The organism is Streptomyces sp. NPDC019443 (assembly GCF_044389785.1).
Lineage (GTDB): Bacteria > Actinomycetota > Actinomycetes > Streptomycetales > Streptomycetaceae > Streptomyces.
On record NZ_JBIRYJ010000021.1, the window covers coordinates 25,119 to 40,490 of the forward strand.

Below are 15,372 nucleotides of genomic sequence, written 5' to 3' on the forward strand. Positions count from 1 at the left end.
GTACGGCAGGGGCCGGGGGGACCGACAGGCGGATCTCCATCCCGCCATCGGCCCCCCACAGCTTCTTCACAGGCCCTGACTGTTCCACTTGGCCAGACGTCGGTCGGACGACGGTCGGAGGTCGGTCAGGTGCTCGTCACACGCCCGCGAAGGCCTGCTCGATGATGTCCAGACCCTCGTTGAGCAGGTCCTCGCCGATCACCAGCGGGGGCAGGAAGCGCAGCACATTGCCGTACGTGCCGCAGGTGAGGACCAGCAGACCCTCGGCGTGGCAGGCCTTGGCGAGCGCGGCGGTGGCGGCCGGGTTCGGCTCCTTGGAGTCGCGGTCCTTGACCAGCTCGATCGCGATCATCGCGCCGCGGCCACGGATGTCGCCGATGATGTCGAACTTCTCGGCCATCGCGGTGAGGCGGCCCTTCATGACCTCCTCGATGCGCTTCGCCTTGCCGTTGAGGTCGAGCTCCTTCATGGTCTCGATGGCGCCGAGCGCGCCGGCGCAGGCCACCGGGTTGCCGCCGTAGGTGCCGCCGAGGCCGCCCGCGTGCGGGGCGTCCATGATCTCGGCGCGGCCGGTGACGGCGGCGAGCGGCAGACCGCCCGCGATGCCCTTGGCGGTGGTGATCAGGTCCGGGACGATGCCCTCGTCCTCGCAGGCGAACCACTGGCCGGTGCGGCAGAAGCCGGACTGGATCTCGTCCGCGACGAAAACGATCCCGTTGTCCTTCGCGAACTGCGAGATCGCGGGCAGGAAGCCCTTGGCCGGCTCGATGAAGCCGCCCTCGCCGAGGACCGGCTCGATGATGATCGCGGCGACGTTCTCTGCGCCGATCTGCTTGTTGATCATGTCGATGGCCTGCGCGGACGCCTCGGCGCCGGCGTTCTCGGGGCCGGTCAGCCAGCGGTAGCCGTACGCCACGGGCACCCGGTAGACCTCGGGCGCGAACGGCCCGAAGCCCTGCTTGTACGGCATGTTCTTGGCGGTCAGCGCCATCGTGAGGTTGGTCCGGCCGTGGTAGCCGTGGTCGAAGACGACGACGGCCTGGCGCTTGGTGTAGGCGCGGGCGATCTTCACGGCGTTCTCGACGGCCTCGGCGCCGGAGTTGAACAGCGCGGACTTCTTCGCGTGGTCGCCCGGCGTCAGCTCGGCGAGCGCCTCGGCAACCTCGACGTACCCCTCGTAGGGCGTGACCATGAAACAGGTGTGGGTGAAGTCGGCGAGCTGCGCGGACGCGCGGCGTACGACGGCCTCGGCGGAGGCGCCGACGGAGGTCACGGCGATGCCGGAGGCGAAGTCGATGAGGCGGTTGCCGTCCACGTCCTCGATGACACCGCCGCCGGCGCGGGCAGTGAACACGGGCAGCACGGACCCCACACCGCCGGCGACCGCGGCGGTACGGCGGGCCTGCAGCTCGATCGACTTCGGGCCGGGGATGGCGGTGACGACGCGGCGCTCCTGCGGGATTGCGGTCATGAGGGGCTCCTGGGGGTGTTCCGGACGCTACTTCTCTTTCTCCGCAGGCTAGGCGCGGGAGAGGGGGCCGGGCATGCGCCGTTCGGGAGTGTTGGGGGTGTGTCGTTGTCCGCGCCGGACATAGGCGGGCGGGGGCTGGGCGGGCGGGTCCGTGCCTGGACCCCCGGCCGAGAAGCAGGGGACCAGGCACGTGCCCGGACCGTCAGGGCGAGGTGAATCAGTGAACTACCCCGGCAGGGGCACTAGATTGACGGGTGCACAGAGCGGGCCTGGCTGGTCAGGGGGCAGTGGTTCATGGATTCCGAAGGCACATTCGACGCACGCGGCACGCGGTCCAACCCGGTGCCACGGCAGGCGAGGCCACCAGTCGTCCCCGGAATCCCCGCCGTCCCCGGCCACGCACCCACCACCCGCCCCGCCGTCGCCGACTGGCTGCGCACCCCGCGCCCGGCCGCAGCCCCCGGCATCTGGCGCCTCGGCCACCGCGCCCGCCCCGAGGAGGAGCCCGAGCTCGTCCCGGCCCGTCCGTTGTTCAGTGGCGCGCTCATCGCGTTCCTGTGCGGCTGGCTGCTCTGGTCGCTGCTCTGGAACCGCTACCTCGAGGGATGGTGGATCTTCATCCACAACTGGTGGCTGCTGCCCATGGAGTGGGTGGTTCCCGACGACTGGCAGAAGACGGCCGACGCCGATTACCCGCTGTTCGTCGCGGTGACGTACCTCTACTACGGCCTTGTCCTGGGTCTGCTCTCAGTGGGAGTCGGGCGGGTCGGAAATTGGAGTGAGATCTGGCGCCGGTACGGCGTACCGCTGTGGCCGCTGTTTGTGCTGCTGCCAGGCGTGTGGCGCGAGATCCCCCACACTGTCTGGTGGGCCGCGTGGGCTTCGAGCATCTACTACGTCCTGCTCGCGGCAGCTGTCGTCTCTATCGTCGGGCGCATTGGTACCTGGCCGGTGCTTCAGCGTCGGCAGGCCGGACCGGCTCAGGCTGGGCCGGAGCCGAAGGACCCCGCCGACTGGCCCGAGCTGCGCGCGGCCGGCCTGGCCGACGCGGCGCAGAGCCTCGCCGAAGCCACCCGCTCCGGCGCGCTCGGAGATGTCGACTACGCGCGGATCCGGCGCGCCTGGCAGGGTGTCCACGCCCGGCCCGAACGGCTCGCCGCCTTCACCGACACCGTGCGCAAGCACGGCCCGGCCGCCTGCGCCCACCCTTCCGGCGGACGCGACCTGCCCGTCCGCACCGCCACCCACGACCTGGCCACCGCCCAGGTCAAGATCGGCACCGCCGTCGACGACCCCCGCAACCCCTACGCCCGCCGCACCACCGGCGTCGCCCTCGAACCCGCCCTCCTCGGCACCTCGCTGCTCGCCGTCGGGCCCTCCGGTTCCGGCAAGAGCGTGCGTCTTGTGCGGCCCGTCGTCGAGTCGATGTGCCTGCTCGCGCTCGCCAACCGCGCGGCCGTCGTCGCCGTCACCGCGTACGGCACCGGCCTCGCCCCCGACGACGCCTTCGACCTCGTCATCGGCGTCGGCCGCCCCGACTCCACCCACGACCTCGACCTCTACGGCGGCGCCGACGACCCCGACGAGGCCGCCCGGATGCTCGCCGAGGCCCTCGTCGGGGATCTCGCCGCCACCCTTCCCGGCGGTGACAGCAGGCGCGCCGCCACCGCGCTGGCCCAGCTGGTCGGGCCGTACCAATGCGTCCACGGGCACTTCCCCGCCGTACCCGAGCTGCGTGAGCTGCTCGGCGGCGCGCCCGCCGCGGTCGGCGCCCTGCGCACCGCCCTGGAGGCCACCGCCGACCCCGGCGCCGCCGCACAGCTGCGTGAACTGGACGCCAGGGAACGGCAGTCGGCCCGCGCCGACGACATCGGCGTACTGCTCGCCGAGCGGATTTCCTTCCTGGACAGGCCCGCCTTCGCGCACTTCTTCCGTACCGACGGCGGCGGCCGGCAGTTCTCGCTGCGCGCCATCGAGCACCCGCTGCGCGTCCGCGTCGACCTGCCCGAGCGCGGCCACGCCGAGGCCTCGCGGATCATCGCGCGCCTGGTCCTCGCCCAGTTCACAGAGGCCGCGCTGACCCGCTCCGACCGGTCCCTGTTCGCCGCTCTCGTGCTGGACGACGCGACGTACACCGTGACCGCCGACTCGGTGCGCGCGGTGCAGCGGCTGCGCTCCGCCAACGCCGGCGTGGTCTTCGCGCTGCGCACCCTGGAGGACGTGCCTGAGCCGCTGCGCGGCCCGCTGCTCGGCGCGGTCGGCTGCCGGATGGCGTTCGCCGGGCTCGCGCCCTGGGACGGCGGCCGGTTCGCCGAGACCTGGGGCACCGAATGGGTGCAGACCCGGGACGTCACCAACCGGCAGATCATCTCCGACGAGCCCCTCACCAAGGCGCTGCACATGATGCGCCGCCTGGTCACCGGTAAGGCGGCCACCGCCGAGGCGATCACCGTGCGGGAGGTCGAGCGGGCCCGCTGGTCGGCGTCCGACCTCGCGCACGCCGTGCCGGCCGGGCACGCGGTGCTCTCGCTGACGACCGTACGGGGCGAGCACGCGCCGCCCCTTCTGGTGGATCTGAGGACCTGACCCGAGCCACGCACTGCTACGCCCTGGCAGAATCGATGTACGCCGTTCATACGGGACGGCAAAATCATCTGCACCTCTGCGCGTCTGTTCGAAGGGCTCAAGGTCCCATGCCGCCCACGCTCGCCTCGCTCGTCCAGCACTCGGCGCTCAAACTCACCGTGCGCGCCGGGGAGGACCGGCTCGAGACGCCCGTGCGCTGGGCGCATGTCAGCGAACTTGCCGACCCCGTGCCGTACATGGAGGGCGGCGAGCTGCTGCTCGTCACGGCGATGACCCTGGACGCCGAGGACCGCGAGGCGATGCGCCGCTATGTGCGCAGACTGGTGGGCGCGGGCGTCGTCGGGCTCGGCTTCGCGGTCGGCGTGTACTACGACGACATCCCGGACGCGCTCGTCGAGGCGGCGAAGGAGGAGGACCTTCCGCTCCTCGCCGTACCGCGCAGGACCCCCTTCCTCGCCATCAGCAAGGCGGTCTCCGCCGCGATCGCCGCCGACCAGTACCGCGCGGTGACGGCCGGTTTCGAGGCACAGCGGGAGCTGACGCGGGCCGCGCTCGCCGAAGGCCCCGACGGCGTCGTCGCCCGCCTCGCCGCGCATGTCAACGGCTGGGTCGCCCTGTACAACGCGTCTGGCGCCGTCGTCGCGGCAGCGCCCGAATGGGCCGCACGGCGGGCCGCCCGGCTCACCGCCGACGTGGAGCGGCTGCGCGAGCGGTCCGCGCCCGCGAGTGCGGTGGTCGGCGACACCGACGACGACCGGGTCGAACTGCAGTCGCTGGGCACCGGACGGCGGGTGCGCGGCGCGCTGGCCGTCGGCACCGGAGCGCCGCTGGGTACCGCCGAGCGGTACGCCGTGCACTCCGCCGTCGCCCTGCTGACCCTCTCCACGGAGCGCTCCCGCTCGCTCCAGGAGGCGGAACAGCGCCTCGGCGCGGCGGTGCTGCGCATGCTGCTTTCCGGCCAGCAGGACCACGCGCGCGCGGTCGCCGGAGACCTCTACGGCGGGTTGCTCGACGCCCCCTTCCGGCTGCTGATCGCCGAGCCCGCGGGTGAGCCGGACCCGGCCGCCGAGCACCCGCTCCAGGCCTTCGCCGAATCGCTGGAGTCGGCGGCGGCCAAGGCGGGGGAGCCGCTGCTGGACGTGCCGGACATGGACGACCGGCTGGTGGTGCTGGCCGCGGACGGCGGTGCGGTCGTCGCGTCCTGCACCGCGGCGTACGCGGACAAAGAGGCCGAGGACGCCGAGGTGGTGGTCGGACTCTCCGCGCCGACCGGGCCGATAGCTGCCGCAGGCGCGTACAAACAGGCCGAACAGGCGCTCTCGGTCGCCCGGCGGCGCGGCCGCGCCCTCGTCGAGCACGAGGAACTCGCCGCCGGATCGGTCCTCCCGCTGCTCGCCGACGACGCGGTGCGCGCCTTCGCCGACGGCATGCTGCGCGCGCTGTACGAACACGACGCGACCGGCCGCGGCGACCTGGTCGCCTCCCTGCGCGCCTGGCTCTCGCGCCACGGCCAGTGGGACGCGGCAGCCGCCGACCTGGGCGTACACCGCCATACGCTGCGCTACCGGATGCGCCGGGTCGAGGAGATCCTGGGCCGCTCGCTGGACGACCCGGACGTGCGTATGGAGCTGTGGCTGGCCCTGAAGACGACATCGGCGGCGGCCTCCGAGTAGGGCAGCTGGGCGAGCTACGGACCCCCGCGGCGGGCAGGCGGGCTCGCCCCCGGCTCCCCGGCCGGCGGGCTCGCCCCCGAAAATGAGCCCCTCCGCGCCAATTCGGCGTGCCCGCAGACCCCCACACTCCACGCCGGACAAACGACCATCCGCCCCCACGGTCCTACCGTGGGGCGGAGACAACCCCACTACTTCGGAAGGGCCGGGACCCGAACATGACTTCCACCCACGCCTTCTGGCTCGCCGGCCGCCAGGCCACCGGCGAGGCAACCTTCGACGTCACCTCCCCCTGGGACGGACGTCTCGTCGGTCAGGTTTCCGTCCCGAGCGACGCCCAGGTCGAGGCGGCCGTCGCCGCCGCACACGCCGTGCGGGACGAGTTCGCGGCCACCCCGGCCCATGTACGCGCCGTCGCCCTCGACCATGTCTCGCGCCGCCTCGTCGAGCGCACCGAGGAGATCGCCCAGCTGATCTCCGCCGAGAACGGCAAGCCGGTCAAGTGGGCCCGCGGCGAGGTCGGCCGCGCCGTCTCCGTCTTCCGCTTCGCGGCCGAGGAGGCCCGCCGCTTCAACGGCGGCGAGGCCCAGCGCCTGGACACCGACGCCGGCGGAGTCGGCCGGCTCGCACTGACCCGCCGTTTCCCCAAGGGCGCCGTCCTCGGCATCGCGCCGTTCAACTTCCCGCTGAACCTCTGCGCCCACAAGATCGCCCCGGCGATCGCGGTCGGCGCGCCGATCATCCTCAAGCCCGCCCCGGCGACCCCGCTGTCCGGGCTGATCATCGGCGAGCTGCTGGCCGAGACCGACCTCCCCGCAGGTTCCTGGTCGGTGCTCCCGGTCCCGAACGACAAGATGCCCGCCCTCGTGCAGGACGAGCGCCTGCCGGTGATCTCCTTCACCGGCTCCGACAAGGTCGGTTACGCGATCATGGACTCGGTGCCGCGCAAGCACTGCACCCTGGAGCTGGGCGGCAACGGCGCGGCCGTCGTCCTCGGCGACTTCGCCGGTGAGCAGGACCTGGACTGGGCGGCGACCCGTATCGCCACCTTCTCCAACTACCAGGGCGGCCAGTCCTGTATCTCCGTGCAGCGTGTGATCGCCGACGCCACGGTCTACGACCGTCTGCTGCCGAAGATCGTCGCGGCGGTCGAGGCCCAGGTCACCGGCGACCCGTCCGACTCCGCCACCGACGTCGGCCCGCTGGTCAGCGAGGACGCCGCCAAGCGCGTCGAGTCCTGGGTCGACGAGGCGATCCAGACGGGTGCGAAGCTGCTGGCCGGCGGCAAGCGCGACGGAGCGTCCTACGCGCCCACCGTCCTCGCCGACGTCCCCGCGGACTCCACCATCGCCTGCGAGGAGGTCTTCGGACCCGTCCTCACGGTCAGGAAGGTCGACGGCGAGGCCGAGGCCTTCGCCGCCGTCAACGACTCCAAGTACGGCCTGCAGGCAGGCGTGTTCACGCATGACGTGCAGACCGCCTTCCGCGCCCACCGGGCCCTCGAGGTCGGCGGCGTGATCATCGGCGATGTGCCGTCGTACCGCGCGGACCAGATGCCTTACGGCGGCGCCAAGCAGTCCGGCGTGGGCCGCGAGGGCGTGCGCTTTGCGATGGACGACTACACGTACGAGCGGGTGCTGGTCCTCACCGGTCTGGCGCTGTAACGCCCGTACGCCACCGACGACGGCCGGAGCCCACTGTGCGGGGACTCCGGCCGTCGTCATCGCGCCGGTGCCGTACCTCCAGTGCCGTACGGAGACTGGTGGAGAGGGCGGGAATCGGGTACTACGGACGAGTAGCACCGGTCGGTACGGCGCGCCTCCGTGCCCCCGGCCGAAGCCCCGGAAGTCCCCGACTCGCGGCGAGGTGAGCCTCATGTCCGCTCCACTCCAGAAGACCCAGCCACCGAAGGTCAGTGAGCGCGAAGCACGACAGGTCGCCGAGGCCGCGCGCGAACAGGACTGGCGCAAGCCAAGCTTCGCCAAGGAGCTGTTCCTGGGCCGCTTCCGCCTGGATCTGATCCATCCGCATCCGATGCCCGCTGGTGAGGACACCCGGCGGGGCGAGGAATTCCTCACGAAACTCCGCGACTTCTGCGAGACGAAGATCGACGGTGCGCTCATCGAGCGCGAGGCGCGGATCCCCGACGAGGTGATCAACGGGCTCAAGGAGCTCGGCGCGCTCGGCATGAAGATCGACATCAAGTACGGCGGCCTCGGCCTCACCCAGGTGTACTACAACAAGGCGCTGGCCCTGGTCGGCTCGGCGAACCCGGCGCTGGGCGCCCTGCTCTCCGCCCATCAGTCGATCGGCGTACCGCAACCGCTGAAGATCTTCGGCACGCAGGAGCAGAAGGATGCGTTCCTGCCGCGCCTCGCCCGTACCGACATCTCAGCCTTCCTGCTCACCGAGCCGGACGTCGGCTCCGACCCCGCCCGCCTCGCCACCACGGCCGTCCCGGACGGCGACTCGTACATCCTCGACGGCGTCAAGCTCTGGACGACCAACGGCGTCGTCGCCGACCTCCTCGTCGTCATGGCCCGCGTCCCCAAGGGGGAGGGCCGCAAGGGCGGTATCACCGCCTTCGTCGTCGAGGCGGCGAGCGAGGGCGTCACCGTCGAGAACCGCAACGCGTTCATGGGCCTGCGGGGCCTCGAGAACGGCGTCACCCGCTTCCACCAGGTGCGCGTCCCCGCCGCGAACCGCATCGGTCCCGAGGGCGCCGGCCTCAAGATCGCCCTCACCACCCTCAACACCGGCCGCCTCTCGCTGCCCGCGATGTGCGTCGGCTCCGGGAAGTGGTGCCTGAAGATCGCCCGCGAGTGGTCGACTGCCCGGGAGCAGTGGGGCAAGCCGGTCGCGAAGCACGAGGCCGTCGGCGCCAAGATCTCCTTCATTGCCGCGACCACTTTCGCCCTCGAAGCGGTCGTCGACCTCTCCTCGCAGATGGCCGACGAGGACCGCAACGACATCCGCATCGAAGCGGCGCTCGCCAAGCTCTACGGCTCCGAAATGGGCTGGCTGATGGCCGACGAGCTGGTCCAGATCCGTGGCGGCCGCGGCTTCGAGACGGCGGACTCCCTCGCGGCCCGCGGTGAACGGGCCGTTCCCGCCGAGCAGATGCTGCGCGACATGCGCATCAACCGCATCTTCGAGGGCTCGACCGAGATCATGCATCTGCTGATCGCCCGCGAGGCGGTCGACGCCCACCTCGCCGTGGCCGGCGACATCATCGACCCCGACAAGCCTCTGTCCGCCAAGGCGAAGGCGGGCGCGAACGCCGCGGCCTTCTACGCCCGCTGGCTCCCCAAGCTGGTCACGGGACCCGGTCAACTCCCGCGTACTTACAGCGAGTTCCACCCGGCCGGGCTTCCGGACCTCTCCGGGCATCTGCGCTACGTCGAGCGCTCCGCCCGCAAACTCGCCCGCTCCACCTTCTACGCGATGTCCCGCTGGCAGGGCCGGATGGAGACCAAGCAGGGCTTCCTCGGCCGGATCGTCGACATCGGCGCGGAACTGTTCGCGATGAGCGCGACCTGCGTACGCGCGGAACTGCTGCGCACCACCGGCGAGAACGGCCACGAGGCGTACCAACTGGCCGACGTCTTCTGCCGCCAGTCCCGCATTCGCGTCGAAGAGCTCTTCACCCGACTGTGGTCCAACACCGACGACCTCGACCGCAAGGTCGTGGACGGCGTCCTGTCAGGTACGTACACCTGGCTGGAGCAGGGCATCGTCGACCCGAGCGGCGAAGGTCCCTGGATCGCCGACGCGACCCCGGGCCCCGCCGAAAGGGACAACGTGCACCGCCCGATCCGCTGAGAACTCGACCGGACTGGCGTCCCTGCCCCACAATCGACCTTCGATCACGGTCAACACGGAAACGGGGCAGGGATGTTCGGGGCGGGGAATCAGTGCGGTCGGCGGCGGACGGTCGCCCTGCTTGTGGCGGTCGTCCTCGGCGGTGTCAGCGCCTGCGGCGGCAGTGACGACAAGGGCGGCAAGGGCGGCGAGGCCGACGACAAGCCGTCCGCGTCCGCGCCCAAGGCGCTGACCGAGGCACAGCTCAAGGCCGTCTCCTTCACCGACGGTGAGAAGATCGGCCCGTACACCGCGTCGGAGTTCACCCTCGGCGCTCCGCTCGGCGAGGACTACACCGCGGCCCCCGCCGTCTGCCAGCCCCTCGTCAGCCTCGCCGAGGGCGCCACCGCGCACGACCCCGCCGCCGAGGTCAACCGCGAGGTCGACGTTGCCGACGAGATGGCCGGAATCGGCGTCGCCGTACAGTTGCGCTCGTACGCGAAGGGCGAGGCCGCCGCCGTCATGAAGGCCCTCGCCGCGGCCGGCACACAATGCGCAGGCGGCTTCGTCGAGGAGCGCGCCATCGCGAAGGCGAAATACCTGAAGGTGGAGCCCGCCAAGGCGCCCGCCTTCGGGGACGAGGCCAAGGCGTACCGCTTCACCATCCTCGATGTGAAGGGGAAGCTGAAGCTGTACGAGTACCTCACCGTCGTCCGCTCCGGCTCGACCACGCTCTCCTTCCGCGCCGACTTCCTCGGCACCAAGGACATCGGTGCGGTACCCGCGGAGGTCATGACGGCGCAGTGGGAGAAGTTCGAGGCGGGCCGTAAGTCGGGCGCGTAGGGAAGCGTACGGAGGCGTACGGAGGGGCGTACGCGGGGACGCACTGTCCGGCCGGACAGGACTTGCGGCCACAATGGGGTCATGAGCGACAGCCCATCCCCCCTCGCCGACCCGCATATCGTCTTCGACGCGACCGAAGGCCGCCGGAACATCGTCGTCCTCGGCTCCACCGGGTCCATCGGCACTCAGGCCATCGACCTGGTCCTGCGCAACCCCGACCGCTTCCGCGTCACCGCGCTCTCCGCCGCCGGCGGCCGCGTCGGACTCCTGGCCGAGCAGGCACGGCAGTTGCGGGTCGACACGGTCGCGGTGGCCCGCGAGGACGTCGTGCCCGCACTGCGCGAGGCGCTCGCGGAGCAGTTCGGCGCCGAGCCCCTGCCCGAGATCCTGGCCGGGCCTGACGCCGCCACCCAGCTCGCCGCATCCGCCTGCCACACCGTGCTCAACGGCATCACCGGCTCCATCGGCCTCGCCCCCACCCTCGCGGCGCTCGAAGCCGGCCGGACCCTCGCCCTCGCCAACAAGGAGTCGCTCATCGTCGGCGGCCCGCTGGTCAAGGCCCTCGCCAAGCCGGGCCAGATCATCCCGGTGGACTCCGAGCACGCGGCCCTCTTCCAGGCCCTCGCGGCCGGGACGAGGGCCGACGTACGCAAGCTCGTCGTGACCGCGTCGGGTGGCCCCTTCCGCGGCCGTACGAAGGCGGAGCTGGCGGACGTCACCCCCGAGGCCGCCCTCGCGCACCCGACCTGGGCGATGGGTCCGGTGATCACGATCAACTCCGCGACACTGGTCAACAAAGGGCTTGAGGTCATCGAGGCGCATCTGCTCTACGACATCCCCTTCGACCGCATCGAGGTCGTCGTCCACCCCCAGTCGTACGTCCACTCCATGGTGGAGTTCACGGACGGCTCGACCATCGCTCAGGCCACCCCGCCGGACATGCGCGGCCCGATCGCCCTCGGCATCGGCTGGCCCGAGCGGGTCCCGGACGCAGCCCCCGCCTTCGACTGGTCCAAGGCCTCGACGTGGGAGTTCTTCCCGCTCGACACCGAGGCCTTCCCTTCGGTGGGACTCGCCCGGCACGTGGGGGAGCTGGGCGGGACCGCCCCGGCGGTGTTCAATGCCGCGAACGAGGAGTGCGTGGACGCGTTTCTCGCCGGGCGGCTGCCGTTCAACGGAATCATGGATACGGTCACCGAAGTCGTCGCCGAGCACGGTGTGCCCGCCAAGGGACCCTCGCTCACGGTGGCGGACGTCCTGGAAGCGGAGACCTGGGCCCGGGCGCGGGCCCGGGAACTGGCAGTGAAGGCAACAGCGGAGGCTCGCGCATGACGATTCTGTTGACGGTCCTCGGCATAGCGCTGTTCGCCGTGGGACTGCTGTTCTCCATCGCCTGGCACGAGCTCGGCCACCTTTCGACGGCCAAACTCTTCGGCATCCGTGTGCCCCAGTACATGGTCGGCTTCGGCCCGACCCTCTGGTCCCGGCACAAGGGCGAAACGGAGTACGGCGTCAAGGCCATCCCCATGGGCGGCTACATCCGCATGATCGGGATGTTCCCGCCGGGGGAGGACGGCCGGATCGAGGCACGGTCCACCTCGCCCTGGCGCGGGATGATCGAGGACGCCCGCTCGGCCGCCTTCGAGGAGCTGAAGCCCGGCGACGAGAACCGCCTCTTCTACACGCGCAAGCCGTGGAAGCGCGTGATCGTGATGTTCGCGGGGCCGTTCATGAACCTGGTCCTCGCCGTCGCGATCTTCCTCGGTGTGGCGATGTCCTTCGGCTTCCCGACCCAGACCACCGAGGTGGCAGGCGTCCAGAAGTGCGTCATCTCGCAGGACGAGAACCGCGACAAGTGCCAGAAGGGCGACCCCGTCTCGCCCGCCCAGGCCGCCGGCCTGCAGAAGGGCGACAAGATCGTCGCCTTCAACGGCGAGCCCGTCGCCGACTGGTCCGAGCTGTCCAATCACATCCGCGAGACGATCGGCCCGGCCACCATCACCGTGGAGCGCGACGGCAAGGAGCAGGTACTCAAGGCCACCCTCGCCCAGAACCTGGTGGTCAAGAAGGACGCGGACGGAGAGGCCGTCCCCGGCAAATTCGTCCCGGCCGGCTATCTCGGCTTCGCCGCGCAGACCGAGATCCTCCCGCTCTCCTTCGTCGATTCCATGGACCGCATGGGCGACATGATCCAGAACGGCGCCGAGTCGGTCATCGCGCTGCCGTCCAAGGTCCCCGACCTGTGGAACGCGGCCTTCAGCGACGGTGAGCGCAAGGACGACTCCCCGGTCGGCGTGGTCGGTGCGGCCCGAATCAGCGGCGAGTTGATGAACGTGGACGCCCCGACGCAGAACATCGTCGCGTGGTTCCTGATGCTGCTCGCGGGCTTCAACCTCTCGCTGTTCCTGTTCAACATGCTGCCGCTGCTGCCGCTGGACGGCGGGCACATCGCAGGGGCGCTGTGGGAGTCCGTACGCCGCAATGTCGCGAAGCTGTTCCGGCGTCCCGACCCCGGTCCCTTCGATGTGGCCAAGCTGATGCCGGTCGCCTACGTCGTGGCGGGGATCTTCATCTGCTTCACTCTGCTCGTGCTTGTCGCCGACATCGTCAACCCGGTCAAGATCAGCTGAGCAATCCGCTGTGTCGACGGCCGGACACCCTTTGTGTCCGGTCGTTCACCTCTGCGTTCACCTTTGTATTCACCTTTGAGTGGATTCGGCGGCGCGATGTGCTCGGCCGAACCTGTGTGCCGTAATCTCGATGGCTGGAGCCCGCCGATCTCGGGACCACGATCCACACCTTGGGGTTGCACAGCAGATGACTGCAATTTCTCTCGGAATGCCGTCCGTTCCGACCAAGCTCGCCGACCGGAGGGTCAGCCGCAAGATCCAGGTCGGTTCCGTGGCCGTCGGCGGGGACGCCCCCGTATCGGTGCAGTCAATGACGACCACGCGCACTTCGGACATCGGCGCGACGCTGCAGCAGATCGCGGAACTGACCGCGTCCGGCTGCCAGATCGTACGAGTGGCCTGTCCGACCCAGGACGACGCGGACGCGCTGGCCACCATCGCGCGCAAGTCGCAGATCCCCGTCATCGCGGACATCCACTTCCAGCCGAAGTATGTGTTCGCGGCGATCGATGCAGGGTGCGCGGCGGTGCGGGTGAACCCGGGCAACATCAAGCAGTTCGACGACAAGGTCAAGGAGATCGCCCGCGCCGCCGGCGAGACCGGTACCCCGATCCGGATCGGCGTCAACGCCGGTTCGCTCGATGCCCGGCTGCTCGCCAAGTACGGCAAGGCGACCCCCGAGGCACTCGTCGAGTCCGCGCTGTGGGAGGCATCGCTCTTCGAGGAGCACGGCTTCCGCGACATCAAGATCTCGGTCAAGCACAACGACCCGGTCGTGATGGTCAATGCCTACCGGCAGCTCGCAGCCCAGTGCGACTACCCCCTCCACCTCGGCGTCACCGAAGCCGGACCCGCCTTCCAGGGCACCATCAAGTCGGCCGTCGCCTTCGGCGCGCTGCTCAGCGAGGGCATCGGCGACACCATCCGGGTCTCGCTGTCCGCCCCGCCCGCCGAAGAGGTCAAGGTCGGCATCCAGATCCTGGAGTCCCTCAACCTCAAGCAGCGCCGCCTCGAGATCGTCTCCTGCCCCTCCTGCGGCCGTGCCCAGGTCGATGTCTACAAGCTCGCCGACCAGGTCAGCGCCGGTCTCGAGGGCATGGAGGTGCCGCTGCGCGTCGCCGTCATGGGCTGCGTCGTCAACGGCCCGGGCGAGGCCCGCGAGGCCGACCTCGGCGTTGCCTCCGGAAACGGCAAGGGCCAGATCTTCGTCAAGGGCGAGGTCATCAAGACCGTGCCCGAGTCGAAGATCGTCGAGACCCTCATCGAAGAGGCGATGAAGATCGCCGAGCAGATGGAGCGGGACGGCATCCTCTCGGGCGAGCCTGAGGTCTCGGTCAGCTCCTGACGTCCCGGTCACAGGCTCCGGTCAGAGTTCTCGGCCGGCCAGTGACTGCGTACGGGCCCCGTGCTCGCCCCTTGGCGTGCGGCGGGGCCTCGCGCTGGGCTCGGCACCCCGCAGACCTGCCAGGTACAGTGCGGAGATCAGCAGACCGTATGGTGAGGCCCCCTCGTGTTGACGCAGACCACCACCCGGGTCCTCGAACCCAGTGACCTCGGCGCAGCGCTCGCCATCCTCGAGAGCGAGCCCGTAGCGAACGCCTTCGTCACGTCCCGCGTCCAGGTCGCCGGACTCGACCCCTGGCGTCTTGGCGGCGAGATGTGGGGCTGGTACGCGGACGGGCGGCTGCGCTCGCTCTGCTACTCCGGCGCCAATCTCGTCCCCATCTGCGCCACCCCCGAGGCCGTGCGCGCCTTCGCCGACCGGGCGCGCAGGACCGGCCGCCGCTGTTCCTCGATCGTCGGCCCGGCCGAGTCCGCCACCCAGCTGTGGCGTCTGCTCGAGCCGAGCTGGGGCCCGGCCAGGGATGTCCGCTCCCACCAGCCGCTCATGGTCACCGAGCAGCTCCCCGACGCCATCGAGCCCGATCCGTACGTCCGGCGCATCCGCAAGGAAGAGATGGAGGTGATCATGCCGGCTTGTGTGGCGATGTTCACCGAGGAGGTCGGTATCTCGCCGATGGCCGGCGACGGCGGGCTGCTCTACCAGGCCAGGGTGGCCGAACTCATCGGCGCGGGGCGGTCGTTCGCCCGCATCGACGACGGCAATGTCGTCTTCAAGGCCGAGATCGGCGCGGCCACCACCCAGGCCTGCCAGATCCAAGGCGTCTGGGTCGCACCGGAGTTCCGCGGCCGCGGACTGTCCGAGACCGGCATGGCGGCCGTGCTGCGCTACGCACTCGAGGACGTCGCGCCGGTCGCCAGTCTCTACGTCAATGACTACAACACCGCAGCCAGGGCGGCCTACCGTCGGGTCGGCTTCCGCGAGGTCGGCGCCTTCATGAGCGTGCTGTTCTGACCGTGCGCGACGGCA

At 70.6% G+C, this 15,372-nt stretch carries 10 protein-coding genes; 9 read left to right on the plus strand and 1 reads right to left on the minus strand.

Features of this window, described 5'->3' with window-relative positions:
- Positions 1-136: 136 nt before the first annotated feature.
- Positions 137-1,471, minus strand: a complete 1,335-nt coding sequence (gabT, locus tag ACH492_RS36100) for a 4-aminobutyrate--2-oxoglutarate transaminase (RefSeq protein WP_398993045.1) — start codon at positions 1,469-1,471, stop codon at positions 137-139.
- Positions 1,472-1,765: 294 nt separating this feature from the next.
- Between gabT and ACH492_RS36105 the strand changes: the two genes are divergently transcribed.
- From ACH492_RS36105 to ACH492_RS36145, 9 genes are all read left to right on the plus strand, one after another.
- Positions 1,766-4,057, plus strand: coding sequence for an ATP/GTP-binding protein (locus ACH492_RS36105; protein ID WP_398993046.1), 2,292 nt, complete (start codon positions 1,766-1,768; stop codon positions 4,055-4,057).
- 107 nt (positions 4,058-4,164) lie between these two features.
- A complete protein-coding gene (locus ACH492_RS36110) occupies positions 4,165-5,730 on the plus strand; it encodes a PucR family transcriptional regulator (protein ID WP_398993048.1) in 1,566 nt (521 codons plus the stop codon).
- A gap of 215 nt (positions 5,731-5,945) precedes the next feature.
- Positions 5,946-7,391 carry an aldehyde dehydrogenase family protein gene (locus ACH492_RS36115; protein ID WP_398993050.1) on the plus strand — a complete coding sequence of 482 codons (1,446 nt, stop codon included), beginning with the start codon at positions 5,946-5,948 and terminating at the stop codon, positions 7,389-7,391.
- 211 nt (positions 7,392-7,602) lie between these two features.
- On the plus strand, positions 7,603-9,549 hold the full coding sequence (locus ACH492_RS36120) for an acyl-CoA dehydrogenase family protein (protein ID WP_398993052.1): 1,947 nt from the start codon (positions 7,603-7,605) through the stop codon (positions 9,547-9,549).
- Between the two features lie 72 nt (positions 9,550-9,621).
- The gene (locus tag ACH492_RS36125) at positions 9,622-10,371 is read left to right on the plus strand and encodes a hypothetical protein (RefSeq protein ID WP_398993054.1); all 750 of its coding nucleotides are present in this window, start codon (positions 9,622-9,624) and stop codon (positions 10,369-10,371) included.
- A gap of 81 nt (positions 10,372-10,452) precedes the next feature.
- Positions 10,453-11,703, plus strand: a complete 1,251-nt coding sequence (gene dxr, locus ACH492_RS36130) for a 1-deoxy-D-xylulose-5-phosphate reductoisomerase (protein WP_398993056.1) — start codon at positions 10,453-10,455, stop codon at positions 11,701-11,703.
- Positions 11,700-13,001 (plus strand): M50 family metallopeptidase, encoded by a 1,302-nt coding sequence (locus ACH492_RS36135; RefSeq protein ID WP_398993058.1) that lies wholly within the window; start codon positions 11,700-11,702, stop codon positions 12,999-13,001. Before dxr ends, ACH492_RS36135 begins: the two co-directional genes overlap by 4 nt.
- A gap of 187 nt (positions 13,002-13,188) precedes the next feature.
- Positions 13,189-14,346, plus strand: a complete 1,158-nt coding sequence (gene ispG / locus ACH492_RS36140) for a flavodoxin-dependent (E)-4-hydroxy-3-methylbut-2-enyl-diphosphate synthase (protein ID WP_307660800.1) — start codon at positions 13,189-13,191, stop codon at positions 14,344-14,346.
- A 168-nt stretch (positions 14,347-14,514) separates the two neighbouring features.
- Complete coding sequence (locus ACH492_RS36145) at positions 14,515-15,357, plus strand: GNAT family N-acetyltransferase (RefSeq protein WP_398993138.1); 843 nt, start codon at positions 14,515-14,517, stop codon at positions 15,355-15,357.
- Positions 15,358-15,372 lie beyond the last annotated feature (15 nt).

Bases quoted from the DNA above. Each gene is read 5' to 3' on its own strand.
- gabT (WP_398993045.1), bottom strand. From the start codon at position 1,471: ATGACCGCAATCCCGCAGGAGCGCCGCGTCGTCACCGCCATCCCCGGC.
- ACH492_RS36105 (WP_398993046.1), top strand. From the start codon at position 1,766: ATGGATTCCGAAGGCACATTCGACGCACGCGGCACGCGGTCCAACCCG.
- ACH492_RS36110 (WP_398993048.1), top strand. From the start codon at position 4,165: ATGCCGCCCACGCTCGCCTCGCTCGTCCAGCACTCGGCGCTCAAACTC.
- ACH492_RS36115 (WP_398993050.1), top strand. From the start codon at position 5,946: ATGACTTCCACCCACGCCTTCTGGCTCGCCGGCCGCCAGGCCACCGGC.
- ACH492_RS36120 (WP_398993052.1), top strand. From the start codon at position 7,603: ATGTCCGCTCCACTCCAGAAGACCCAGCCACCGAAGGTCAGTGAGCGC.
- ACH492_RS36125 (WP_398993054.1), top strand. From the start codon at position 9,622: ATGTTCGGGGCGGGGAATCAGTGCGGTCGGCGGCGGACGGTCGCCCTG.
- dxr (WP_398993056.1), top strand. From the start codon at position 10,453: ATGAGCGACAGCCCATCCCCCCTCGCCGACCCGCATATCGTCTTCGAC.
- ACH492_RS36135 (WP_398993058.1), top strand. From the start codon at position 11,700: ATGACGATTCTGTTGACGGTCCTCGGCATAGCGCTGTTCGCCGTGGGA.
- ispG (WP_307660800.1), top strand. From the start codon at position 13,189: ATGACTGCAATTTCTCTCGGAATGCCGTCCGTTCCGACCAAGCTCGCC.